Origin of the sequence: Flammeovirga sp. SJP92 (assembly GCF_001583495.1) — a bacterium.
GTDB lineage: Bacteria > Bacteroidota > Bacteroidia > Cytophagales > Flammeovirgaceae > Flammeovirga.
The window spans coordinates 62,901-87,271 of record NZ_LQAQ01000063.1 but is presented as its reverse complement, the minus strand read 5'-3'; the positions used below and the strand labels follow the sequence as shown (position 1 = coordinate 87,271).

Here is a 24,371-nt window from a genome sequence, read left to right as displayed (position 1 = left end):
TAAAAATCTACTCTCAAGAATTCAATTATCGATTTTGCTTTATGCTTGTAGTCAAAGCGTAGCAGGCTACGCATCTACGTTATATTGTGTAGGTCCTGTAGCGACGTAGCCTGCTACGTTTGTAGGTGTATATAGTTATTTAAAAATCTACTCCCAGAATTCAATTATCGATTTTGCTTTATACTTGTAGTAAAGCGTAGCAGGCTACGCGTCTACGGGTGGAAACGATCTTCATCCCATTTATTCCTATTATTAAGAATGTAATTCTCTATTCTTAAATAATCCTTACCATCTCTGATGATATGATCATAATACCTTTTTTGCCATTCAAATTGAAGGTCGAAACGGTTACAATATCTTTTGACAGAAGATTTATAAGATCTAATGATAGATGGGATACTGTTTTTCGGTGGTGAAATTTTTGAGTGCCAGTTTTCAGAATGCTTTAAACTATGATAATCAGTTTCAATTAAGATCTTATTTTCATCCTCTTTATTATTCAAACGTTATATGGTTGGGCATTATAATATATTCTCCTAAGGAAACTTCTGGATGATGAATAGGAATCTTTTCCCATAAAATTTCAGCAATGATACCAATTGATGAATAATGAAACTTTGATTCTTTTATGGAACCTAATAGGCATTTATGATTTTTTACACAGATCGTAATAAAATAATCGGCCGACCAATCATAGTTCCATGTTGGCAACCTGTAAGATTGTCTTTTCTTCGTTAAGCGTGGCATTTTTAGTTAGTTTTGATTTCTTAAATAATTCAATTTAATGAAAAAACGTCACCATGTTCAATACATAATGACGTTTTGATATTATTATACATTGGATTGGCATTGAGTATACCATACATTGGGTAGATACGCAGGTCTACCCCCTACGGGTATTTATTCAATTACTTTTATTTTCATATAAATGGCTTCTAAAGGCCATTCTCCTTCGTCTGTTTCCACATCACAGATTTTATCCACTACATCCATTCCTTCTATGACTTCACCAAAAACGGTATGTTGTCCATCTAAATGAGGGTCACCACCATTTTTTCGGTATTCATCCTTTTGTTCTTTAGTATAAGTCAAACCATTATCTTGTTCAGACTGAGCTAAATCTCCTTCCGTTACTGGACGGCCTTGAACAATAAAGAAGTCAAAAGGGGTAGACTGTCGTGTAGGGTTGTCTTTATAAGCTCTTGCCGCTGAAAGAGCACCTCTCTTATGATAAAAACGACGGGGATCAATTTCATTTGGAACATGGTATTTACCAAAAGAACGCTTTTTCTTTCTGAAATCAGGATCGTCAGAGTCTCCACCTTGTGCTATGAAATTTTTTACAACACGGTAAAATTGTGCATCTGTGAAGTACCCTCTTTTGGCAAGCATAATAAAGCTTGACCTGTGTTTTGATGTTTCTTTATATAGTCTTAGTTTAATGTTGCCGTATTTTGTTTCTACCTGAACGATGGTTTCAGGATTTTCTGGACCGTACCATGCTAGCTCTTGCATCGCATTATCGTCATCCAGTTTGGGCATTTTACGTTTTACTTTCTTTCGTTTTTCAAATTCTTGCTTCTGGAATTTATCGCTTTTCTTTTCATTACAAGAAAAAAGGATAAAACCTATAAAAAGTAGAATTAAATTAAGTTTATAATCTCTTAACATTCGTTGATTTCTTTAAAAGTTCATTTATCTACCTTGAAACAAAGAAAAATAATTTTTTTAAAGAAGCGTATATTTTGTTTATAACTTTTCTTGACAAAATATGTAACATTGAGTTCATATTTAATAGGATTTATTTAACATCAAGTTTAAGATTTCTAAAATACTACAACACATTGCCCGCATACTTTTGCAACGTGATTTGGTTAACACAGTTTTAGTATTAAGAATTTTAAACTCTACGATGAAACATTATTTCATTTCATTCGCACTTATCTTGCTTTCACTATCAGCTTTTGCTCAGAAGGGTATTGTAAAAGGAAACGTGAAAGACGCTGACACTGGCGAGGACGTAATTGGTGCAAGTGTTTCTTTAGAAGGAACAACTACAGGAGCGTCAACAGATGTATTTGGTAATTTTCAATTCAATGCCGATCCTGGCACTTACACACTAGTTTCTTCTTTCATTGGTTATAAGAAAACAAAGCAACAAATTACAGTTGCAGCGGGACAAGAAACAGTAATTAACTTTACGTTAGCTTCTGATGCACAAGAGCTGGAAGCAGTAGAAATTGTTGCGAAAGCAAACACAGAATCAGCAGGAGCATTAATGGTTGAAAGACAAAATGCTGATGTAATGATTCAAGCAATTGGTGCGGAAGAGATGTCTGTAAAAGGTATCTCAGATGTGGAATCGGCTGTGACAAACGTTACAGGTATTACAAAAGTAGAATCTAGAGGTCTTTTCGTAAGAGGTTTAGGTGATAGATACAACAACGCAACAGTAAATGGTTTAGTAGTTCCTTCTACTGATCCAAGCAAAAAAGTTATCGATCTAGGTTTATTCCCAACAGGAGTAGTTAGAAATATTGATATCAACAAAACATTTAATCCTGGTTTATATGGAGACTTTGCAGGTGCAACAGTAGACATCGTAACAAAGGATTACCCAGATGAAGGATTTTTTACAATAGGTGTATCTGGAGCTTACAATACACAATCAACAGGTAAAGATTTTAAAACATTCGAAGATGGTGACGCTGAATTTTTAGGTTTTTCTGGTAACGGTAGAGCATTACCTTCAGAATTAGAAAACCGTGAAGCTCCTCAGTCTTATAATAACTCATTCTCTCCAACCACAAAGAAGGCAGGTCCAAACTTCAACTTTAAAGCATCAGGTGGTAAACTATATGAGTTTGGTGAAGAAAGTGCTTTTGGTTTTGTGGCTTCTGCTTCTTTCAAAAACAAGTATGACATCAGAGAAGGTCAACAAAATACTTACAGAGCCCAAGGAACTACAATTACAGAATACGATACAAAAGAATATATCTACGGTACTAATACTACAGGTATGGCGAATATGTTCTTCAAGATCAACAACAAAAACCAACTTTCATTCAACAACATTTTCATCAACGAATCTTCAAACACTACTTTAGATCTTTACGGTAAGCATGAAGAGCTTGGAAATGGAGATGAAAACAAAGTTTTTAAAGAAAGAAATACTTACGAGCAAAGTACTGTAAGAATTCATCAGTTGATTGGTGATCACAAGTTCGGTGAAAACGATAGATTAAAAGCGACTTGGGGTGTTGGATACTCATTATCAAATGCTCAAGAGCCAGATCGTAGACAGTTGACTTATAGAGATTTAGAGTATGATGAAGCAGGTGAAGTAGCAAACGGTAAGTTGTTTACAAATGCTCCTGATGATTCACACAGATTCTGGAGTGACATGGATGAGACAACATTTTCTGCTAGAGGCGGTGTTGTATATGGTTTAGGAGCTTACAATGAGTATGAAGATACTTACCGCAGTAATCTTTCAGTAGGATACAATGGTGTATTCAAAGATAGAACTTTCGAGTGGTGGATGGTTTCATTGGACAATGCTAAAGCTTCTCCAAGAATTGACGTAAACGATCCTCAGCCAGGTATTGATGAAAATGTTGCTGACGGAGTAATCGAATATGACGCAATTGCAAGATACGATACAAGATTTACAGCAAAGTTAAATGTGAATGCATTCTATGCTGATTATGGATACGAAATCTTACCAGGTAAATTAAAAGTAAACGTGGGTGCACGTTTTGAAAAAGGTTACCAAGAAGTAGTTTACAAAGAGCAAGGTACAGTAGATCCAAACGCTCCTGATCAATTCAGTATCAAAGAAACAAGTGATGTACTTCCTTCATTGAGTTTCAAATACACAGTGAATGAGAAATCAAATTTAAGATTTGCAGCATCAAAGACACTTATTAGACCAATGATGTCAGAGTTGATTCCTTTTAGATTCACTTTTGCAAACGGACAAAAAATCTCAGGTAACCCAGACTTGGAAAACTCAGAGGTATACAACATAGATCTTAAATATGAAATCTTCCCTAACTCTGGTGAATTATTCTCAGTAGGTGTTTTCGGAAAGCAGATCAACAACTCAATCGAGTTAATCACAGTAGCTTCATCAATTACAGAATTCTCTTATGTGAATGCAGGTGAGTCTTTTGTAGCAGGTATTGAAATTGAAGCAACTAAAAGATTATCAAACATCTTCAAAAACGGTGGAAGCTGGTTAGAGAGAAGTAATATTGGTATGAACGCTACATTATTAGCTTCACAAACAGACTTGTCAGGATCTAACGGACTATTCACAAATGAGAAAAGAGCAATGTTCGGAGCATCTCCTTATATGTTGAACGTAGATGCTTCACATGAGGCAAACATCTTCTCTGAAAACGTAACTTCAGTCTTCTCTATCACATACAGTACTTTCGGAGATCGTCTTGCTGCAGCAGGTTCTCAAGGAGCAGGAGATATCTATGAGCAATCATATGGTACTTTAAATTTTGTGATGAAAAATAAGATTAAAGGCAACATGAGTTTAGACTTATCAGTGAAAAACTTATTGAACCCTGATATCACTTTATACCAAGAATTTTCAAATGGAACAACAGGAATTGTTGAGACATACAAGAAAGGTGTAGAGGCTAAATTAGGATTTACTTATAGTTTCTAACAAACAAAATAAAAGAGGGATGGAAAAATTCCACCCCTCTCAAAAATAATTTTTTTCAATTCGACCTTAAAATTACAATTTTTATTATGAAAAAGCAATTCCGTTACGCGATTGTTGCTGCATCTTTAGCAGTATCTTTAGTTTCTTGTTCTGATGATGATAACAATACTCCTGTAAACCCAATTGAGGTAAGCTTAGCAGACTCAGCTTATACTGCTAACAAGATTGCTGCAGTAGAAGGTGCTACAGGTTTTGGTGAAACAATTCCAACATGGGCAAAAGACGCTAGCTATGCAGGTACTGTTGTTGACATCTCTAACCCAACTGAAACGTTAGCTGGTGGATCAATTGATGCAGATAAGACATTGGAAGGTGTTGTTGTTTTAACAGGTCCTGTTACTGTTGCTAGTGGTGTAACACTTACTATCAAAGCAGGTACTCAAGTTGTAGCTACTGAAAATGATTCATACTTAATGATCTTACAAGGTGGTAAAATCATGGCTGAAGGTACAGCAGAGAACATGATCGTATTTACTTCAGGTCAAGCTACTCAAGCTCCTGGTGATTGGGGTGGTATCTTAATCAACGGTAAAGCTCCTATCAACAACGGAGATGCAAATGGTCAAGCAAACAACGAAGTTGCTTCAGGTGTTATGTACGGTGGTTCTGTAGCTAATGACAACTCAGGTGTATTAAAATATGTACGTGTTGAGTTCACTGGTTATAAGTATGACTCAGAGTCTGAGCACAACGGTTTCACTTTCTCAGGTGTTGGTTCAGAAACACAATTATCTTACTTACAAGCATTCAAAGGTTCAGATGATGGACTTGAGTGGTTTGGTGGTACTGTAAACGGTACTGATTTAGTATCAGTAGGTAACGAAGATGATTCATTTGACTGGGCTCACGGTTTCGTAGGTAACTTAACTAACCTTTGGGTAGAGCACGATGCTGCTAGAGACCACGACAAGGCATTTGAAATTGATAACAACTCTAAAGATAACTCAGCTACTCCTTACTCTAACGCTACTGTTAAAAACGTTACTGTAATGGGTCAAGCTGGTGAAACAACTGCTTTCAGAGTAAGAGAAGGTGCTAAAGGTTCATTCTCAAACATCTTAGTGAAAAACGCTAAGAAAGGTTTTGATGTTCACAACGATGTTACAATCAGAAATGTTTTATCTGATGAATTAACAGTTTCAAACTACTCTATCGAAGATGTTGATTCTGAAGTAGAATATGTAGATGATTCTGAATAATTAGAACTCGTTTAAAATATAAATAGTATTAGCTTATAACCATAAGCTAATACTATAAACTCGCAAAAAACCAAATCCGTGAGTACCCTAGGTTGAACCCTTCGACCTAGGGTTTTTTATTTTTTGAAATATTCTATCAATAAATTAGATAATAACAGGTTGACTGTTACTTATGTAAGTTAAAGATTTCTGCTAAGTTAATAAATTATTAACTTATTTTATGAAAACTTTAAAAAACTATTTCTTTTTGACTATCATTACCCTGCTTTCAACACAATATGCCAACAGTCAAATTTATCTAGGAGTAAGCGGTGGCCTAGGCTTTATCGAGCATAAGAACATTGAATTCTTCCAGCAAAGTTATAAGGTAAAAGGGACTACATTCGCCCATAAAGTAACATTTGGTTATCAGAAAAGCTTTATCGGCATTGAGTTAGGTTATCGTACTTTAGGGAATGTTTCAGAACAAACCTCGATTTATGTATTAAACGTTGTGAAAAAGGGCTGGGAAGCTTCTATTCGTGGAAAGTACAGCTTTGGAAATATGTCATTTTTTGGAAAAGCTGGAGTAATCTTTTTGAGTAACCGCAACTATTATACATTGGCGTATAATCAGAAAAATACATTTTATCGAAACCATTTATCTAGAGGGGTTCTTTGGGGATTTGGTGGAGAGATTGCCTTGTCAAAAAAGTTAGCACTGCGTTTAGAGTATGAATCGATAGCTCAGAAAGCTGAAATCTCTTATAATGCTATTACCATTGGTTCTATTTTCACGCTGAAAAGTATGGATAAAAATAAAGGTTTGAATAGATAATTGTCTTATCCATTCAAACCTCTTTATATTAGTAATAAATGCTACTAGCTCTTCATACCACCGTGGATCTCAAGCGTTTGAGCAGTGATGTAAGTTGACATATCTGAAACTAAGAAGATACATAAATCTGCAACTTCCTCAGGCTTACCACCTCTCTTCATTGGGATATCAGCAATCCATACGTCTTTTACCTTCTGATCTAATGTTTCTGTCATTTCTGTTTCAATGAAACCAGGAGCTACAGCGTTACAACGAACACCTCTAGCGGCTAATTCTTTTGCAACAGATTTTGTGAATCCAATAATACCAGCTTTAGAAGCGGCGTAATTAGCTTGTCCTGCGTTACCGTGAACACCTACTACTGAACTCATATTTACAATAGAACCGCTGCGTTGTTTTAAGAATGTTCTTGTAGCTGCCTTCGTTAAGTTGAAAACAGATTTCAAATTCACTCTGATTACATCATCAAATTGCTCTTCAGACATACGCATCAACAACGTATCTTTTGTGATACCAGCATTGTTGATTAAACCGTCAAGAGAATCAAAATCAGTTGTAAAGTCTTTGATTAATTGCTCTGCAGCTTCTAAGTCAGAGGCATCAGAACGGTAGCCTTTCGCTTTTACTCCGTATGCTTCTAATTCAGCTACTAAAGCCTCACCTTTTTCAACACTTGAAAGGTAAGTGAAACCTATATTTGCGCCATGCTCCGCGCAACGAATTGCGATTGAACGTCCAATTCCTTTAGACGCACCTGTGATCAATACGTTTTTGCCTTCTAGCAGTTTCATGGTGTGTGTATTTCTAAGTTGTTAGAATAAATTCAGGTCGCAAGTTACAAAAAAGTCATTATGAACAAGTTTAATTCTGATTTATCCTTTAGAAAAGCCCGTTTTTTTTCAAAGTTTTATCAAGTATTGTAAATTCGAACTCCATAAATGAAAACAATAAGTTATCACGGTATAATTATAAGCATAAATTATTAATCAAAGATTCATGGAGAAGTTATTAGAAAGGTTTTTACGTTATGTAAAAATTGATACAGAATCTGTTCCTGGTGTAGAACAAATTCCTAGCACAAAAAAACAATTTAATTTAGCTAATTTACTAGTTGAAGAGTTAAAAGAAATCGGAATGGAAGACGTGACGATTGATGAAAACTGCTATGTAATGGCCACTCTTCCTTCAAATATTGATAAAGAAGTTCCAACAATTGGTTTTGTAGCTCACGTAGATACAACACCTGATTTAACAGGTGCCAACGTAAACCCAATTGTCTGGGAGAATTATGACGGGAATGATCTTGTATTAAACCAAGAGCAGAATATTGTACTTTCTACTGAAGAGTTTCCAGAAATCAAAGCCTACAAAGGGCAGCAGATCGTTACAACAGACGGTACAACACTTTTAGGAGCAGATGATAAAGCAGGTGTTGCGGAGATTGTTACAGCAATGGACTATTTGATTCAGCATCCTGAAATCAAGCATGGTAAAATCAGAATCTGTTTTACGCCAGATGAAGAGGTAGGTAAAGGTGCTGATTTATTTGATGTAGAGAAATTCGGTGCAGAGTGGGCCTACACTATGGACGGTGGCCCAATGGGTGAGTTTGAATATGAAAACTTCAATGCGGCTTATGCTGAAGTGACTTTCAAAGGACAGAATGTTCACCCTGGTACTGCAAAGGGTAAAATGGTGAATTCTATGAATATCGCTGCCAAGTTTGCGACAAAATTCCCAGACAGCGAAACTCCTGAACAGACAGAAAAATACGAAGGTTTCTACCACTTATTGACAATGAGCGGTTCTGTAGAAGAATCAAAATTACAATACATTATTAGAGATCATGACGGTGAACTTTTCAATTCAAGAAAAGCACACATGGAAGCATTGGTCAAAGATTTCCAAAGAGAGTACGGTGAGGATAAAGTACAGCTTTCTTTAGTGGATCAATATTACAATATGAAAGAAAAGGTAGAGCCTAATATGCATATTGTTGATATTGCTTTGGAAGCTATGAAAGACTTGGAGATTGAGCCAGATGTAAAAGCCATCCGTGGTGGTACAGACGGTGCAAGATTATCATTTATGGGCTTACCTTGTCCAAATATTTTTGCAGGTGGCCACAACATGCATGCCCGCTATGAGTACGTGCCAGTACCAACAATGGAAGCGGCAACAAAGGTAATTGTAAAAATTGCGGAGATTGTAGGCAGAGGATAATCACTGTCTTGATATAAAATGAAGAAGGCTTAACGATATCAATTTACCGTTAAGCCTTTTTTATTGTTTTCTAACTAAAAAATGGCTGTTTCAACATCCTTTTTCCGGTTGCTTTTACATAAGCATTGGCATATGCGGCACCTGCAGGTGGCATGCCTGGTTCACCTAACCCAGTTGGAGCCTGATTACTGTTTACAAAGTATGTTTCAATTACTGGCGTATCCATCATACGGATCAGTTTGTATTTGTCGAAGTTTTGGGATTGGGCAATACCATCTTTCAGCTCTAGGTTGCCGTACATTGCATGCCCCATACCGTCGAGAATGGCTCCTTCAATCTGGTTTTTTGCACCTGAAGTATTGATGACAATGCCACAGTCAACACTAGCATAAAAACGCTTAGCAATAGGTTTTCCGTCTATCATTTCAAGGTCACAAACTTCAGCAACGTAGCTATTATGACTATAGTAGCAGGCGAACCCTTGGTAAATACCTTTAGGAGCATTTCCCCAGTTGGATTTTTCTTTGACAAGTTGAATGGTTTGCTGCATACGTTCTGGACTGTAAGGTGTCTTTTTACCTTTGGCATTTTCCAGTAATTCCATTCTTAGTTCAATTGGGTCCTTTTGAAGTTTGAGGGCTAATTCATCCATAAAACTCTCCGTAGCAAAACCTAAGAAGTTGGTAATTGGCGCTCTCCACCACAGTGTTGTAACATCTGCAGGTACATTAGCAGATTCCGCCAGATAATGATCCACTGCTCCAAAAGGGAAAAACTTTGCAATTCCTTTATTCATACCATTGTTGTTTACAATAGCTTCTTTCAGTTGATAACCTGTCAGCTGACCGTTTTTTAGAGTTGCTGTGATTTTATATTTTACTTTAGGTCGATATTGCCCAATTGACATATCATCCTCTCTTGTATACATTAGTTTAATAGGGGCTTTTGCAAGATGAGAAACCATAGCAGCGTCTTCTGCATAATCAGTACTCAATCTTCTACCAAATCCGCCACCCATTCTTGTCATTTCTACTGTTACATCCTCCACATTTCTTTCTAACAACTGTGCAACTACATTCGCTGAACTTCTAGGGACTTGTGTAGGACCAACCAATCTGATTTTTTTATCTGTCACATCCGCAAAGAAGTTCATAGGCTCCATGGTGTTGTGTGGTAAGAAAGGTGCCTCATATGTTTGCTCTATGATCTGATCCGCTTCAGCTTTTGCCTTGGAGATGTCTCCACTTTTTATCTTTTCCTCAAGCTTACCATTATGAAGTAATTGAGCCATTTTTTGATCAAAAAGAGTAGTATTTTCATCATCTTGAAGATTACCCCATTCAATCTTCAATTTTGATTTTCCTTTAAAAGCCGCCCAAGTACTGTTGGCTACCACAGCTACTTTATTATTGAATTGAATCACCTGTTCCACTCCTTTTACTGCTTTTGCTTCTGTATCATCCACGGATTGTAATGAAGCACCAAAAGGAGGACGGGCAACAGCTGCATACTTCATTCCCTTTTCTTTGTAATCTACTCCAAAAAGAGGTTTTCCTGTAATGATGGGTTTTATGTCGACGTTATTGATGGCCTTGCCGATCAAAGTAAAGTCTTCTACATTTTTGAGAGGAGCATTTTCAGGTACAGGTATTTTTATAGCCTCTTCAATGACTTCTTCATAGTTGATTTTTTTTCCATCTTGTGAAGAAATTATTCCTTGAGCTACTTTTAAGGTATCAACACCTACATCCCATTTCTTAGCCACAGCAGTCAAAAACATCATTTTCACTGTAGCACCAGCCATTCTTAAGGCTGGGAAATTCTGACGGATAGATTGACTTCCACCTGCTACTTGACGGTTGAAATCATTGCTTAAAGGAGCTTGTACAACATGTACTTTTTTCCATGAGACATCTAATTCCTCTGCCACAATCATTGGCATTGAAGTTTTTACCCCTTGGCCAATTTCGGGATTAGGTGAGTAGATTTTCACAATTCCGTTTTTGGCCATTTCTATATATGCATTGAAACTATGAAAGTCGAGATCATCAGTTGAAGTGGGCATGTCAGCTTCTTCAGAACAGCCTACGCCAATCAACATACCTCCGCTTGCAAGAAGAGAGAGTTTCAGAAAGTTTCTTCGGTTGAATGTATTGCTCATCGTTATTTTAATTTTTCAGCTGCTAAAGCAACGGCTTTTTCAATTCGATTATAAGAAGCACAACGGCAGATGTTTCCATGCATTGCCATTCTGATTTCTTCAGGGGAAGGCGTTGGGTTTTTACGCAAAAAGGCAGAAGCCGTCATCATTTGACCACTCTGACAATAGCCACATTGTGGTACATCAAGTGTTTCCCAAGCTTTTTGTACTGGGTGGTCACCGTTTTCTGAAAGTCCTTCAATCGTTGTGATTTCTTTTCCTTCCACAAGCTCAACCATCTGCTGACAGCTTCGTTCTGCTTTTCCGTCAATATGGACAGTACAAGCACCGCACTCACCTATACCGCATCCAAACTTCGTCCCCACTAATTCCAATTCATCTCTCAACACCCAAAGCAATGGAGTGCCGTCCTCCACATCAACAGTGTAGTTTTTTTTGTTGATAATTAAATCGAATTTCATAGTTTATATTATTTGTGTTTGTTCCGTGTTTTATTTAATACTTAGAAGATCAGTAATCTAATAACTTCTGATAATCTTCCTCTGTGTCAACGTCAAAGAAAGGTTGCTTAGAGGAAAGAATTGTGACTTCTTTACTGTGTTCTTGAATAATGGGTTTTGCACCTTGATCTCCTTTTAATTCCATCAATTTAGTAAAAAAAGCAGCATCAAAAACAGCAGGAACTCCTTTTACTTTTTGAAATTGACTGATAACAATTTTTGAAGTTTCTGATTGATGCAAAATTGCTTCATAATGGGATCGTTCAATCAGTGGTATATCACTGAGTACTATCATAATTTTTTGAAGATCAGGGGTTTGTTTTAAAAGTGATTGAACTCCAAACTTTATACTTTCGCTCATTCCTGATGCCCATCCTGAACAATATACAGTTTCAATATTATTTTTTTTCAATACTGAAACCATTTGATCATGATACCCGCCTGTGATGGCTAGAATCGGAATATTCAAGGTATTAAGTTTCTCAATGATGTGTTCAAGAATACTTTTACCTTTCCATTCTAAAAGCTGTTTTGGTCTTCCTAGCCGAGAAGAGTTTCCGGCACAAAGTAATAGTATAGCTTTATGCATTACTCAACGTTTTATGTGAAAGAGAATGAGGCGTTTTCCCTCTGCAAACCGATAAAATCTCCGCAATAATAGAAACACTGATTTCCTGAGGCGTAATACTTCCTATGTTTAAACCGCATGGGCTATGAATAGCATCAATAAATTCAGTGTCAATATGAGGATGGAATTCTATTAGTTGATCAATCAGCTTTTCAATTCTTTTTTTTGCTCCCAATACTCCTAAGTAGGCAAAATTCTTTTGATGTAACTGTAGTAGGTACGTTAAGTCTTTGACAAAACTATGCGTCATGACAACTACTGCAGTTTGTTGATCCATTGGCAATTGATGAATATCGTCTTCATTCAATCGGATCAGGTTTTTTGCACCTGGAAAATCAGTGACATCAGAGGTCCCTTTTAACGTATCAATCATCTGTACATTCCAACCTGTTAAAGATGCAAACTGACAGAGTGCTTTTGCATCGTGTTCAACTCCAAAAACGTAGAGTTGAAATTCAGGAGACAGCATTTGTTGATATTTTAAATATTGATCAGAAAGTATGTTTTGATGGGAAAGAATAGAGCTTTCTTGATTGAAAATCTGAGTGTAGCTTTCTCCCATTAAAGCAGGATTTTCTGAAAAATAGCTTTCCACTTTCACTGTTTTTCTTTGATCCAAAGCTTCTTGAAATTGTTGCAGTTCCTCTTCTTCAATTATAAAAGGTTCAATCAAAATTTTTAGTACTCCTTCACAACCCAAACGGAATCTTCCATCATATTCAATTACTTTTGATTTGCCATTCTTGAAAACACTATCCGCTTGTCGTATGATTTCTTTTTCAACACATCCACCGCTTATAGCCCCAATCATTTTTTGATTTTCCCATAGCAGCATTCTTACACCGGGTTTACGGTAGGAGGAACCATTCAAACCAATCACTGAAACTAATACAGTTTTGATCTGCTGTTTTTGTGCATAAAAGGAAGAATAGACTATTTCTCGAAGTTCGTGAATCATTGATAAAAGTTAAGTTGGATGATGTTGTACGTATCAATTTGTATAGCGACGAATATACTTATAAACTGAAAGAGATTGAACGATTTCAGTTTTATTAATATAATTTAGAAGCTTTATGTTTAATAGAATTTGTTATTTTTAACCAATAGATAATCAATCTATTCCAAAAACTGTTTTTCATCTCCTTTCACCCTGAATTAACATTATGAGTACTTACTCAACCACCCAAAAGTGGACATTGCTCACCACGATTATGGCTTCAAGTCTGGTTTTTATTGATGGTTCAGCTCTTAATGTTGCATTGCCTGCACTGCAAAAAGATATGGACCTCACAGGAACTCAATTATTGTGGGTCATTAATGGTTATGCACTTTTTCTTTCAGCATTATTAATGGTAGGAGGGGCACTAGGCGATCTTTACGGACGAAATAGAATTTTTCTGATGGGTCTTGTTTTATTTTCGATTTCTTCATTGGTCTGTGGAATGGCACAAAATGCTCATCAATTATTAGTAGCAAGGGCATTTCAGGGTGTCGGCGGTGCATTGTTAACGCCAGGTAGTTTATCTATTTTATCTGCTCACTTTGATAATGAAAATAGAGGAAAAGCAATAGGACTATGGTCAACTTTCAGTGCATTGATGGGGATCATAGGACCAATTTTAGGAGGCTGGCTGGCAGGCATGGGATATTGGAGAGTGATTTTCTTTCTCAATATTCCGTTGTCTATCTTTGTCTTTTTTGGAATATGGGCCAAAGTGCCCGAATCAAGAAATGAGGAAGCGAAGAAGCTCGATTGGGTGGGTGCATTATTAGTGACATTTGGTTTGGCAGGGATTACGTTTGGTTTTACAGAATCATCGGATTTAGGATTTCAGCACTCTTTGATTTTTGGAAGCACAGGTATTGGTTTTATCACATTAATAGCATTTTCATGGAGTCAAAAAAAAATAAAATACCCAATGATGCCCTTGTCGTTATTTCAATCCCAGACTTTTGCAGGAACAAACCTGATGACTCTTTTTTTGTATACTGCAATGAGTGGGGCTTTATTTTTTGTTCCTTTAAATCTTATACAAATACAGGGCTACTCCGAAATCAATACAGGATTATCCATGTTGCCCATTATTATTTGTATTGCTTCTATTTCTCCATTAATGGGAAAATATGTAGATAAAAAAGGTTATCGTTTACCTCTAATTGTAGGACCTTTGATTGTGTCTATGGGGTATTTTATGTTCACTTTGATTGGAATTTCAGCTGGCCCTTCTTCCTATTGGAGCACCTTTTTCATTCCATTTATATTTATCGGAATAGGAATGGGCATCACTGTGGCTCCTTTGACAACGGCCGTGATGGGATCAGTGAACACATTGAATATTGGTATTGCTTCCGGAATCAATAATACTGTAGCAAGAGCGGCTAGTGTTTTAGCCATAGCACTCTTAGGTGCTTTTGCTTTATTTTCTTTTAAAAATCATGTCACCGAGAAAGTGACAGCACTACAGATCGAACAGTCTTCTCAGTACCTATTAATAGAAGAAGCTGAGAATTTTACAGCTGCAACACCACCTGATTCCCTTGATCAGACTATAATAATACAGACAAATTTGATCTATAAAGAAGCTTTTATTACTGCTTTTAACGGAGTAGTGTTGATTGCCATGTCACTTGCTTTGCTTTCTGGACTGATTAGCTTTTTTATGATTAGAGATTAGACAATAATTTAATGAATGAAGAGAATGAAGTTTAGTAAACTGCACTTAATACAAAATTGACAGTATCGGACTGCTCTTTAAAATCGGTAGCGATCACTTGAAGAGAATAAGTAATTTTGCCTTCCAGGTTTTCGTTATAGTCTATAGGAAATGGAGTTTGAATCACTGTTTCAATTGGAAGAGGATAATCGAGTTCCTCTTCAGAGATATCAATCCTTCTTCCAAAAGATTGAATACTTCTATGGTCACTATTGAAAGTATACTTTACGGAAGTGAGACCAACTTCTTCACGAATCTCTCCATCTAACTCAATGGTCAAGTTCCCATTCTCGATCAACAAATCAGTCAGATCATATTCTTCATCAGGATTTACGCTTACAGCATTGCCATTAATGATAAGGTTGGGAATAAGTAATTCAGGTTTTTCGTCTTTTTTTGATATTAAAGTGAAATGAAAAGAAGAAGCCTTTTCCCAGATTTGATTGATGTCTTTTACTTTTACATTGACCATAATTTCATCTCCTTCATTAGCATTGACTTTATCGAAGCTGAAAGAAAAATAATCTTCAAAAATATCAGATAAATCAGCAGAAGTAACACCGTCTAAACCAAAAGTGACAGGCGTTTCAACGGTTGGATTTCCATTTGCTTGTCGAGTAATTTCCAGCTGTGCGGAATCTAATCCTCCAGTATCTTCAAAAATCAAACTGCTCAAATTAAACTCTTCTCCAGGAAACAATTGTACAACATTATTGGACGGCAATTCAATACCAGATTCTTCTTCAAATAAAACAAGTTCAGCAGGGTCGTTGTCACACATTACTGTAATTGTTTTGCTTACTGTAATGGCATTGCCAAACTTATCCTCAATGACTAATTGAAGTTGGTGTGAGCCATCGTTTATGCTATTAGGTATTGAAATATCATTTTGAATTAAATTAGCAATACCCGCTGATCTACCCGCAAGATTGAAGTAAACGGTCTCTTCTTCATCAATTGAAATTCCCACTCTATCTAAAGCTGCATTGTCTGTTACCAAAGCGTTGATGGATACAATATCCCCTCTACAGAACTGATTATTTTCTATATTTTTTTCGTTTTTTGAAACAACAGAAAATTGTTCTACAAAAGGTGCAGTAGTGTCTGTATCAATATAAAAATAGGTGCTGTCCCATATTGTATTGTCACTAGCATCTTTATTATTTGTTGCTAGCAAGTATTTTCCAGTTTGGGCATAAAGAGGAATGATAAAGGTAGAATCAAACCTCAATAACCTTGCTTCAACAGTAGTATAGGTGGTGTCAAAAGAAAAGAGTACGGTATCACTTTCAGCCACACTAGGTTCTATCAGTGCCAGTCTTACATTCGATTCAGTAATCAAGGCATTGTCTCTGAAGTCTACATTAACATGAAGAGAGTCAAAATAATAAAATACTTTATCAGAGGTAATATTGTTGGTTGCTGTAGGAAAGAATTCATCCTCTAAAGCAATACAAGAAAAAACGGCTGATGAAGTAACAATGAAAAGACAAATTCTAGTGAGAAGTTTCATAAGAAAATATAATATGTTAGTTGGAGTATAGAAAAGAATTTTTAGAACTGAAATCCACCATTTTAGAAAATATGGAATAGAATTCTTGAGAGAATAGCATCGCTGAAGCCTATAAAATTAACCATCTCATCTTTCTTAAAGGGGTGTTTTCAATAATAGAAAGCTTTCAATCACGCTCTTAGTTGGCAGGCAATTTAGTAAATGTAAATCACAGTTAATAAGTATGTTATTAAAATATTTGCTTGTTGGGTGCAAAATATCAAAATACACAGAATCCGTTTTGCTTTTTCATAATTAAAAGAAGATATTTGAAAACCCGAATTGAACTTTCTACAAAATTTATGTTACGATTATCTATAACATTATGAATAAATATATTCGTATCATTCTGACTGGTTTATTTTGTCTTATTTCATTGGTTCTTAAAGCTCAAACTACTCTTAATGTATCAGGTGCTACAGTATCAAATAATTCGAATAGCATTACAGTTTCAGTTGGTCAGGTTTTTTTCCAAACGGGGGAAAACGGTAACACCTTAGTATCTGAAGGCGTTCTTCAGCCATATGAGGTATTTGAATTAGAGACACCAACATCCAGTCCGGATTTAGCAAGCGATTTAGAAATGAGCGCATTTCCAAATCCCGTTACTCATTTCTTAACTTTAAAGACGTCTTCACCAAATCTTTTGACAGCGTCTTTACATACTGCACAAGGAAAAGAATTGCTCAAAATTGATCAGTTCAGGTATGAATCAAAATTGCCTTTAGAGATTTATCCTTCAGGGGTTTATCTCGTTCAGGTTTACCAAGATAATGCAGTGGTAAAAACATTTAAAGTGATTAAAAACTAATTCACTTTGTAAGAAGATTCTAACATTCATCTCAAGAACATCACTATGAAAACAATCTACTTTCTACTTATCTTATTCATAATGAGCTGCAGTGTTTATGCACAAGTACCTCATTATATGAGCTATCAGGCTGTTGTCAGAAGCACTGAGGGCGATTTAATCACAAACCAAAATGTAGGTGTGCGAATCAGTATTATCCAAAGCGATATTTCGGGCACAACTGTTTACAGTGAAATCCATTTTCCATCAACCAACAATGCTGGTTTACTTACACTTGCTGTAGGTAATGGAAATTCAGTATTGGGTACTTTTTCTGAAATTGATTGGGGAAAAGATATCTACTACATTAAATCGGAAATTGATCCCACTGGAGAAGAAAACTATGCGATCACAACCATTTCTCAGATGATGAGTGTTCCTTATGCTTTATATGCCGAGAGAGCAGGCAATACAGTAGTAGGAATTGATGGAGAAGACGGTGAAGATGGGGAGGATGGTGTTGGTATCGCTTCTACAATTTACGAAGGAGGTGGAAAGTTCACTTTCAACTTTACTGATGGAACATGGTACACAACTCCAAGCTTACAAGGAGATAGAGGTCTTTCAGCCTATGAAATTGCAGTAATAAACGGTTTTCAAGGGAATGAGGAAGAGTGGATTACTTCGCTGAAAGAAGCCAAAGATGGAGAAAATGGTCAATCAGCATATGCATTGGCAGTAGAAAATGGCTTTGAAGGAAATGAGTCAGAATGGTTATTGTCTTTGAAAGGGGATCAAGGAGAGAAAGGTGATGCAGGCCTTAATGGTTTAGATGGAAGTGATGGAGAAAATGGCTCATCCGCTTATGCTATTGCTGTAGAAAATGGTTTTGAAGGAAGTGAAGAAGAATGGTTAGAATCATTGGAAGGAGAAGATGGTGAAGATGGTAAATCTGCTTATACATTAGCCTTAGAAAGTGGTTTTGTAGGAAGTGAGTCAGACTGGTTATTGTCATTAAAAGGCACAAAAGGAGATAAGGGTGATAAAGGCGATACAGGTTTAACTGGTTCTCAAGGTCTTAATGGTTCAGACGGCAGTGATGGAATAGATGGTAAGTCTGCTTATACATTAGCCTTAGAAAGTGGTTTTGTAGGTAGTGAATCTGCTTGGTTATTGTCATTAAAAGGCACAAAAGGGGATAAGGGAGATAAAGGCGATACAGGTTTAACTGGTTCTCCTGGCCTCAATGGTTCAGACGGTAGTGATGGAATAGATGGCAAGTCTGCTTATACATTAGCTTTAGAAAGTGGTTTTGTAGGAAGTGAGTCAGACTGGTTGTTGTCATTAAAAGGCACAAAAGGAGATAAGGGTGATAAAGGTGATACAGGTTTAACTGGTTCTCCTGGCCTTAATGGTTCAGACGGTAGTGACGGAATAGATGGCAAGTCTGCTTATACATTAGCTTTAGAAAATGGTTTTGTAGGTAGTGAGTCAGACTGGTTATTGTCATTAAAAGGTACAAAAGGAGATAAGGGTGATAAAGGCGATACAGGTTTAACTGGTTCTCCAGGTCTCAATGGTTCAGACGGCAGTGACGGAATAGATGGCAAGTCTGCTTATACATTAGCTTTAGAAAATGGTTTTGTAGGAAGTGAGTCAGACTGGCTGTTATCATTAAAAGGCACAAAAGGTGACAAAGGAGACAAGGGTGATAAAGGCGATACAGGTTTAACTGGTTCTCCAGGTCTCAATGGTTCAGACGGCAGTGATGGAATAGATGGCAAATCTGCTTTTACATTAGCCTTAGAAAGTGGTTTTGTAGGAAGTGAGTCAGACTGGCTGTTGTCATTAAAAGGCACAAAAGGAGATAAGGGTGATAATGGTAATAAAGGAGGCAAAGGTGATAAAGGCGATACAGGTTTAACTGGTTCTCCTGGCCTTAATGGTTCAGACGGTAGTGATGGAATAGATGGTAAATCTGCTTATACATTAGCCTTAGAAAGTGGTTTCGTAGGAAGTGAGTCAGATTGGTTATTGTCATTGAAAGGTTCAAAAGGTGACAAAGGAGATAAAGGTGTTACAGGTTTAACTGGTTCTCCAGGTCTCAACGGTTCAGACGGCAGTGATGGAATAGATGGTAAGTCTGCTTATACATTAGCTTTAGAAAATGGTTTTGTAGGTAGAGAGTCAGACTGGTTATTGTCATTAAAAGGTACAAAAGGAGATAAGGGTGATAAAGGTAATAAAGGAGACAAAGGTGATAAAGGCGATACAGGTTTAACTGGTTCTCCAGGTCTCAATGGTTCAGACGGTAGTGATGGAATAGATGGTAAATCTGCTTATACATTAGCCTTAGAAAGTGGTTTTGTAGGAAGTGAGTCAGATTGGTTATTGTCATTGAAAGGTTCAAAAGGTGACAAAGGAGATAAAGGTGATACAGGTTTAACTGGTTCTCCAGGTCTCAATGGTTCAGATGGAAGTGATGGACTTTCTGCTTATCAAATCTGGCTAAACAATGAGAATTCTGGAACGGAAGCGGATTTTTTACAAAGCCTTGAAGCTACAGATACTAATCTTTCAGAAAGTGAAGTTGATACTTATGTAGCTAACAATGGCTATATCATTAATCCGGGTAGTGAAAGTGCAGGAAAAGTATTAAGTACTGATGGAAGTAGTAATTTTTCATGGGCTACTCCAGCATTATCAGATTTTACACTTGATGCAGATAATAAAGTTATTACAAATGTAGCTACACCTCTTACTAATTTAGATGCCGCCAATAAAAGTTATGTGGATACTGAAATTGGTGCCATCAGTTATAATGATTTAAATGATCTGCCTGTTCTTATCACTGGTGTTCAAGGAGGTAATGGTATGACAGGTAGTATTACTGGAGGTGTCGGAACATTAAATGTAGTTGCAGATAATGGCTTGACTACATCAGCGAATAGAGTACAATTGGGAGGAGCTTTAACTGCAAATACAACGATTACAGCAGGAGCAAATAACTTTAATTTAAACCTGAATAATACAGGAAACTTTAATATTTTGGATGGAGCTACTACTCGTCTCCTAGTAAGAAATGATGGAAATGTAGCCATCAAACATACTAACCCCACTCAAGCTTTAGATGTGAACGGACAAGTGAGAATAAGAGGAGGTAGTCCGGGAGTCGGAAAACTTCTTACATCTGATGCAAACGGTGTAGCTACTTGGGCAGACCCTGTTCCTTTTGCAGGAGCTTTAACTGAAGCAACAACTATTACTGCAGGAGCCTATGATTACACTGTTGATTTAAATAGTTCTTCAGGAGGTGATTTTAAGGTGACTAATAGTACTATACCAAGCACACAATTTATCGTTACTGAAAAAGGAGATATCGGTATAGGGACTAATAACCCAGGTTCTGCAGGTACTAGAAACGTCGAAATTTATAGTGGAGAAGGTGATGGATGGTTAACTTTTGACAGCAAAGACGCTTCTAATTTCCAAGTAGGAATGAATTCGGGCGGTGGTGCCGAAATACGTAATATTAATGATGCACCTATCACCTTTAAAACCAATAATATTGAAAGATTAAAAATTACATCCAACTCTAACTCAGGAGCAGTTAGAGTAAAACATGGTTCAGGTGGTATAGAAGATGGTGATGGATTTTTAATGCAACGTGATAATGGTTCTCGTTGGACATACTATATTAATGGTGCAGGGGATTTAACCTTATGGAATAACACAGATCCTGGAGGCTCAGGTAGTGACGTTAAAAGGCTTGAAATGAAAGCTGATGGAGGTATGAGAGTAGATGGTACAATAGCAGATAATGCTTCTTTTTCTGATAGACGACTTAAGGAAAATATTGATACTCTGAAGACCTCAATCGATGATATTATGAAACTGGGTATATATACTTATAATTATATCAAAGATGCTGACAGTGTAAGACATTACGGTTTTATGGCACAAGAAGTAATGCAGTATTTCCCTGAAAATGTATGGGTAGCAGATGATGAAGGCCACTATGCTTTAAATTACAGACACATGGTTCCAGTATTGACAAAAGCGGTGCAAGAACAGCAAGAGATGATTGAAGATCTTGAGAAAAAGAATAATGATCTGGAACAAAAAATGAAAGATCTAGAGGCGAAATCCGAAGCAAATGCACTTCAAAATGAAAAGGTAAATGATCTCTTTCAAAAACTAGAAGCAAGAATTCAAGAGCTTGAAAATGCGAATGCTAGATTAGAACAGAAATAATTTCAATTTCAAGAAAGCATTTGCATTATAAGAGCGTGTTTGGAATAAATATTTTAGGAGTAAAAGTTTTCTATTTTAGGTTGTGAGGAAATTAATAAACTCACGTTTTGAAAGGGATAATTTTTACTAAAAGAGATGTTTAAAACAAGCTCTAGAACAAGAATAGCCTGCATAGAGACAATTTTCTATTCAGGCTATTTGAATTTACAATACTTCTAATTTTAGTATTTACTTTGACCAATAAGGTGGATCTCAATTAAGCTACAGGAACTTCTGCTTGATTATTTTCTTTTTCTAGTTTTCTATTAAAGTAATATGAAGTAAGAACTAATAAAAGACCAATGGATGAAGGAATAAACTCGCCGTCATTAATATTAACATGAGCTGACATTGCCAGTAGAATATCAAAGAAGAAACCAGCGTAAGCCCACTCTTTTAGTTTGGGACTGAAATTAGTCCAAATGGCGATTAGACCTAAATATTTGGCTATTGCCAAAGGATATATGATATAAGTTGGGTAACCCAGTTTAGTGAATACTTCGCTTACCATTTCATATTGAGCAAAGTACATTGTGGCACTCATAAGCATTAAAGCTGTAAGAAGACCAGTAGAAATACGATATAATAGTTTTGTTGTTTTCTGATTCATGATGAATAATATCTCTTTAGTGATGATACAAATGTAATGGAAATATTTTACATGGAAAATATTTCCTAGTTTATTTTTTGTATATTTGTAAATACTAGGGCAAAACTATAGCTAACAGGTGCCCTGGTTTTTTATAACAAAGTGTGATATGGCAAAGATAGACGAAATCGTTAAGACCAAATTTACAAGTGATAAACACCGTTTTATCACTAACATGATATATACAGCTAATTGGATCCAAAATCAGTTTGTAGATTTTTTGAAACCCTTTGGAATTTCTCCACAGCAGTTTAATGTACTGAGAATACTGAGAGGGGCTAAAGAGGAATGGGTAACCATGAATGATATTAAATCATTGATGATTGACAAAGCTCCCAATGCTACAAGGCTTTCTGACAAGCTTTTAGAGAAAGAGTATGTAAAGCGTAAAAGAAGTGAAGAGGATAGAAGAATTGTGTATTTATCTATCACTAAAAAAGGGTTAACACTCTTAGCTGAAATTGATGATCACCAAGAAGAGTTCAGTATGGACCGGTTCAAAAACATAACTGAAGAAGATGCTCAGTTCTGTAGTGATATTATTGACAAGCTTAGAAACTCTTATTAATGGTACTTAAGATAGATTTGATTTACATTTTTGATAAATAAAGAGATTTCTTCTTTTGAAATAACATCAATTTCTAATACAGCTCCTTTCCATTTAGACAGGTTTTTCCAGCGACCTTTTTGGAGAGGAGGTAATGTATCATAATCAATATTCAGGCCTTTCAGTCCATAAGCAGAACAATAAAAATAAGGTGCTTCGCATACGTCATCTTTCATAGCTAATCCAAAACCTACTCCTAATTGATCACTGATTTCAATATAAATTCCAGTATCAAAGTGATGTGGCCAAACTCTGATTTCACTGTTGAGTTGAAGATGTTCTAAGAATTGAGCACTCATCTCAAAAGCTGTTGTTCTCCATTTTTTCCATAAAGAAATTCCTTCAGTAGAAAGTGAATCATATTTCTGGTTCAAAAAAGAATAAGGGGTAATATCAAAGTGTAATGGAGCTTTAAAAGCATCAAAATCGAAATTGTGCTCTTCGCAGAAAGGTAAAAATGAATTTTCTATTTCATTTTGTTTCTTACCTAGAACAGGAACTTCAAAAATAACTTTCCACTTTTTAGTGTATACTTTGAAAGAAAGTGAATGGAGGTCTAAACCAATAATTACAGCATCTTCTCTAGTTGTAATCCAGCGTCCTACAATTCTTTCTCCTATAACGTCATATTGAAGGTTGGTGTGGCTGTCATCTGCTTTTTGGGAAACAAATGAACGGTTGAACTTGGCTATGATTTGAGAAAGTTGATGGAGTTTTTGGTCCACTTCATTGTATTTTTGTATCATGTGAAATAAGGTTTGTTTTTGGTGTTGCTTCAAGTTAAGTAATCCAACTTTAATCTTTAAAATTGAACTATTATTTAGTTTAAATGAAACATTGTTTCTTTTTTAACGTTAAGCTAATAAACAATCTCAATGATAATAATAACCAATGACCTATAAACTATGGTAAAACAAATCTCAACTTTCATCCTATTATTCTTTATCTCGATGACCGTTTATGCCCAATACCCAATTGAAGGAAAATGGGACACTAAGAATCATGGAACCATACTTTCCATTTCAAAAAATAAAGAAATCTATGAGGGGTTCATCAAATCTACAGGCAGTAAAAAAGCCGTAGAAGGTAAGCAGATGATCCGAAATATTCAACCAACAAAAAATGGTTTTGAAGGAGAAATTTACAGCATCAAACAAGATAAATGGTTGGATGCAGAATTTTATCCTAAAGAAGAAATAATGGAGGTAAAGGTCTCCGTAGGTTTTTTAAGTAAGACTGTAGAGTGGGAAAGGCAATAGCGATAAGAAATAGATCAACCGAAATACTTTTTTTGTATTTCGGTTTTTTTATAAAGTAATGATCTGAAAATAAGTGATATGAATAGTCGGGGTGTAAATTTCGTTATCTCTTAATTGGAAAGAATAGAAAAAGGAGTGATTTTTGATGTGAATTTGCGTACTCTCATCACTTTTTATTTTTTTATGAGAGATTTTTTGTACCGCTTACTGAAATATAGAATCATAACGACTATCA

General features: G+C 36.1%; 20 protein-coding genes. 9 read left to right on the top strand and 11 right to left on the bottom strand.

The annotated features are described in order from the left end of the window. Positions 1-212: 212 nt before the first annotated feature. From AVL50_RS16375 to AVL50_RS16365, 3 genes are all read right to left on the bottom strand, one after another. Entirely contained in the window at positions 213-503 is a 291-nt protein-coding gene (locus tag AVL50_RS16375; RefSeq protein ID WP_062617582.1) for a transposase, read from the bottom strand. Continuing rightward, positions 496-747, bottom strand: a complete 252-nt coding sequence (locus tag AVL50_RS16370) for a hypothetical protein (protein ID WP_062617581.1) — start codon at positions 745-747, stop codon at positions 496-498. The genes AVL50_RS16375 and AVL50_RS16370 overlap by 8 nt, the downstream gene beginning before the upstream one ends. Before the next feature lie 153 nt (positions 748-900). Then, positions 901-1,671 (bottom strand): peptidylprolyl isomerase, encoded by a 771-nt coding sequence (locus tag AVL50_RS16365; RefSeq protein WP_062617580.1) that lies wholly within the window; start codon positions 1,669-1,671, stop codon positions 901-903. A gap of 241 nt (positions 1,672-1,912) precedes the next feature. Here AVL50_RS16365 and AVL50_RS16360 point away from each other — a divergent pair, with 241 nt between their 5' ends. The 3 genes from AVL50_RS16360 to AVL50_RS16350 all read left to right on the top strand — a co-directional run bounded on the left by AVL50_RS16360 (position 1,913) and on the right by AVL50_RS16350 (position 6,760). Then, positions 1,913-4,684, top strand: coding sequence for a TonB-dependent receptor (locus AVL50_RS16360; protein ID WP_062617579.1), 2,772 nt, complete (start codon positions 1,913-1,915; stop codon positions 4,682-4,684). 86 nt (positions 4,685-4,770) lie between these two features. Then, a complete protein-coding gene (locus AVL50_RS16355; RefSeq protein WP_062617578.1) occupies positions 4,771-5,943 on the top strand; it encodes a hypothetical protein in 1,173 nt (390 codons plus the stop codon). Between the two features lie 220 nt (positions 5,944-6,163). Next, the gene (locus AVL50_RS16350; protein WP_062617577.1) at positions 6,164-6,760 is read left to right on the top strand and encodes a hypothetical protein; all 597 of its coding nucleotides are present in this window, start codon (positions 6,164-6,166) and stop codon (positions 6,758-6,760) included. 44 nt (positions 6,761-6,804) lie between these two features. On the opposite strand, the gene fabG is transcribed toward AVL50_RS16350, so the two are convergent. Continuing rightward, positions 6,805-7,551 (bottom strand): 3-oxoacyl-[acyl-carrier-protein] reductase, encoded by a 747-nt coding sequence (gene fabG, locus AVL50_RS16345; protein ID WP_062617576.1) that lies wholly within the window; start codon positions 7,549-7,551, stop codon positions 6,805-6,807. A gap of 205 nt (positions 7,552-7,756) precedes the next feature. On the opposite strand from fabG, the gene pepT reads away from it, so the two are divergent. Next, positions 7,757-8,983, top strand: a complete 1,227-nt coding sequence (pepT, locus tag AVL50_RS16340; RefSeq protein WP_062617575.1) for a peptidase T — start codon at positions 7,757-7,759, stop codon at positions 8,981-8,983. A gap of 70 nt (positions 8,984-9,053) precedes the next feature. On the opposite strand, the gene AVL50_RS16335 is transcribed toward pepT, so the two are convergent. From AVL50_RS16335 to AVL50_RS16320, 4 genes are read right to left on the bottom strand one after another with little or no spacing between them, the layout of a single operon-like run. Beyond that, entirely contained in the window at positions 9,054-11,144 is a 2,091-nt protein-coding gene (locus AVL50_RS16335; RefSeq protein WP_172826855.1) for a molybdopterin cofactor-binding domain-containing protein, read from the bottom strand. A gap of 2 nt (positions 11,145-11,146) precedes the next feature. Next, positions 11,147-11,605 carry a (2Fe-2S)-binding protein gene (locus tag AVL50_RS16330; RefSeq protein WP_062617573.1) on the bottom strand — a complete coding sequence of 153 codons (459 nt, stop codon included), beginning with the start codon at positions 11,603-11,605 and terminating at the stop codon, positions 11,147-11,149. Between the two features lie 49 nt (positions 11,606-11,654). Continuing rightward, positions 11,655-12,233: an NTP transferase domain-containing protein gene (locus AVL50_RS16325; protein ID WP_062617572.1), complete on the bottom strand. Its 579-nt coding sequence runs from the start codon at positions 12,231-12,233 to the stop codon at positions 11,655-11,657. Then, positions 12,226-13,230: an XdhC family protein gene (locus AVL50_RS16320; RefSeq protein ID WP_062617571.1), complete on the bottom strand. Its 1,005-nt coding sequence runs from the start codon at positions 13,228-13,230 to the stop codon at positions 12,226-12,228. The genes AVL50_RS16325 and AVL50_RS16320 overlap by 8 nt, the downstream gene beginning before the upstream one ends. 205 nt (positions 13,231-13,435) lie before the next feature. Here AVL50_RS16320 and AVL50_RS16315 point away from each other — a divergent pair, with 205 nt between their 5' ends. Beyond that, a complete protein-coding gene (locus AVL50_RS16315) occupies positions 13,436-14,947 on the top strand; it encodes an MFS transporter (protein WP_062617570.1) in 1,512 nt (503 codons plus the stop codon). A gap of 31 nt (positions 14,948-14,978) precedes the next feature. Here AVL50_RS16315 and AVL50_RS16310 read toward each other — a convergent pair whose 3' ends face one another. Then, the gene (locus AVL50_RS16310; protein ID WP_062617569.1) at positions 14,979-16,499 is read right to left on the bottom strand and encodes a hypothetical protein; all 1,521 of its coding nucleotides are present in this window, start codon (positions 16,497-16,499) and stop codon (positions 14,979-14,981) included. A gap of 364 nt (positions 16,500-16,863) precedes the next feature. Here AVL50_RS16310 and AVL50_RS16305 point away from each other — a divergent pair, with 364 nt between their 5' ends. Together AVL50_RS16305 and AVL50_RS16300 are read left to right on the top strand one after the other, a co-directional pair. Beyond that, a complete protein-coding gene (locus AVL50_RS16305; RefSeq protein ID WP_062617568.1) occupies positions 16,864-17,349 on the top strand; it encodes a T9SS type A sorting domain-containing protein in 486 nt (161 codons plus the stop codon). A 45-nt stretch (positions 17,350-17,394) separates the two neighbouring features. Further along, positions 17,395-21,582, top strand: coding sequence for a tail fiber domain-containing protein (locus tag AVL50_RS16300; protein ID WP_082795862.1), 4,188 nt, complete (start codon positions 17,395-17,397; stop codon positions 21,580-21,582). A 256-nt stretch (positions 21,583-21,838) separates the two neighbouring features. On the opposite strand, the gene AVL50_RS16295 is transcribed toward AVL50_RS16300, so the two are convergent. Then, a complete protein-coding gene (locus AVL50_RS16295) occupies positions 21,839-22,231 on the bottom strand; it encodes a DoxX family protein (RefSeq protein WP_062617566.1) in 393 nt (130 codons plus the stop codon). Between the two features lie 148 nt (positions 22,232-22,379). Between AVL50_RS16295 and AVL50_RS16290 the strand changes: the two genes are divergently transcribed. After that, on the top strand, positions 22,380-22,838 hold the full coding sequence (locus tag AVL50_RS16290) for a MarR family winged helix-turn-helix transcriptional regulator (protein WP_062617565.1): 459 nt from the start codon (positions 22,380-22,382) through the stop codon (positions 22,836-22,838). Here the strand turns inward: AVL50_RS16290 and AVL50_RS16285 are convergent. Continuing rightward, positions 22,835-23,623, bottom strand: a complete 789-nt coding sequence (locus AVL50_RS16285; protein ID WP_157491367.1) for a hypothetical protein — start codon at positions 23,621-23,623, stop codon at positions 22,835-22,837. The two genes, AVL50_RS16290 and AVL50_RS16285, sit on opposite strands and share 4 nt — an antisense overlap. Before the next feature lie 159 nt (positions 23,624-23,782). Between AVL50_RS16285 and AVL50_RS16280 the strand changes: the two genes are divergently transcribed. Further along, complete coding sequence (locus AVL50_RS16280; RefSeq protein ID WP_157491366.1) at positions 23,783-24,136, top strand: hypothetical protein; 354 nt, start codon at positions 23,783-23,785, stop codon at positions 24,134-24,136. Positions 24,137-24,371: the final 235 nt, after the last annotated feature.

Excerpts from the sequence above, each read along its gene's own strand:
- fabG (WP_062617576.1), bottom strand. The coding sequence starts at position 7,551 with ATGAAACTGCTAGAAGGCAAAAACGTATTGATCACAGGTGCGTCTAAA.
- AVL50_RS16370 (WP_062617581.1), bottom strand. The coding sequence starts at position 747 with ATGCCACGCTTAACGAAGAAAAGACAATCTTACAGGTTGCCAACATGG.
- AVL50_RS16280 (WP_157491366.1), top strand. The coding sequence starts at position 23,783 with ATGGTAAAACAAATCTCAACTTTCATCCTATTATTCTTTATCTCGATG.
- AVL50_RS16350 (WP_062617577.1), top strand. The coding sequence starts at position 6,164 with ATGAAAACTTTAAAAAACTATTTCTTTTTGACTATCATTACCCTGCTT.
- AVL50_RS16360 (WP_062617579.1), top strand. The coding sequence starts at position 1,913 with ATGAAACATTATTTCATTTCATTCGCACTTATCTTGCTTTCACTATCA.
- AVL50_RS16335 (WP_172826855.1), bottom strand. The coding sequence starts at position 11,144 with ATGAGCAATACATTCAACCGAAGAAACTTTCTGAAACTCTCTCTTCTT.
- AVL50_RS16355 (WP_062617578.1), top strand. The coding sequence starts at position 4,771 with ATGAAAAAGCAATTCCGTTACGCGATTGTTGCTGCATCTTTAGCAGTA.
- AVL50_RS16300 (WP_082795862.1), top strand. The coding sequence starts at position 17,395 with ATGAAAACAATCTACTTTCTACTTATCTTATTCATAATGAGCTGCAGT.
- AVL50_RS16330 (WP_062617573.1), bottom strand. The coding sequence starts at position 11,605 with ATGAAATTCGATTTAATTATCAACAAAAAAAACTACACTGTTGATGTG.
- AVL50_RS16365 (WP_062617580.1), bottom strand. The coding sequence starts at position 1,671 with ATGTTAAGAGATTATAAACTTAATTTAATTCTACTTTTTATAGGTTTT.
- AVL50_RS16285 (WP_157491367.1), bottom strand. The coding sequence starts at position 23,623 with ATGATACAAAAATACAATGAAGTGGACCAAAAACTCCATCAACTTTCT.
- AVL50_RS16295 (WP_062617566.1), bottom strand. The coding sequence starts at position 22,231 with ATGAATCAGAAAACAACAAAACTATTATATCGTATTTCTACTGGTCTT.
- AVL50_RS16290 (WP_062617565.1), top strand. The coding sequence starts at position 22,380 with ATGGCAAAGATAGACGAAATCGTTAAGACCAAATTTACAAGTGATAAA.
- pepT (WP_062617575.1), top strand. The coding sequence starts at position 7,757 with ATGGAGAAGTTATTAGAAAGGTTTTTACGTTATGTAAAAATTGATACA.
- AVL50_RS16325 (WP_062617572.1), bottom strand. The coding sequence starts at position 12,233 with ATGCATAAAGCTATACTATTACTTTGTGCCGGAAACTCTTCTCGGCTA.
- AVL50_RS16305 (WP_062617568.1), top strand. The coding sequence starts at position 16,864 with ATGAATAAATATATTCGTATCATTCTGACTGGTTTATTTTGTCTTATT.
- AVL50_RS16310 (WP_062617569.1), bottom strand. The coding sequence starts at position 16,499 with ATGAAACTTCTCACTAGAATTTGTCTTTTCATTGTTACTTCATCAGCC.
- AVL50_RS16315 (WP_062617570.1), top strand. The coding sequence starts at position 13,436 with ATGAGTACTTACTCAACCACCCAAAAGTGGACATTGCTCACCACGATT.
- AVL50_RS16320 (WP_062617571.1), bottom strand. The coding sequence starts at position 13,230 with ATGATTCACGAACTTCGAGAAATAGTCTATTCTTCCTTTTATGCACAA.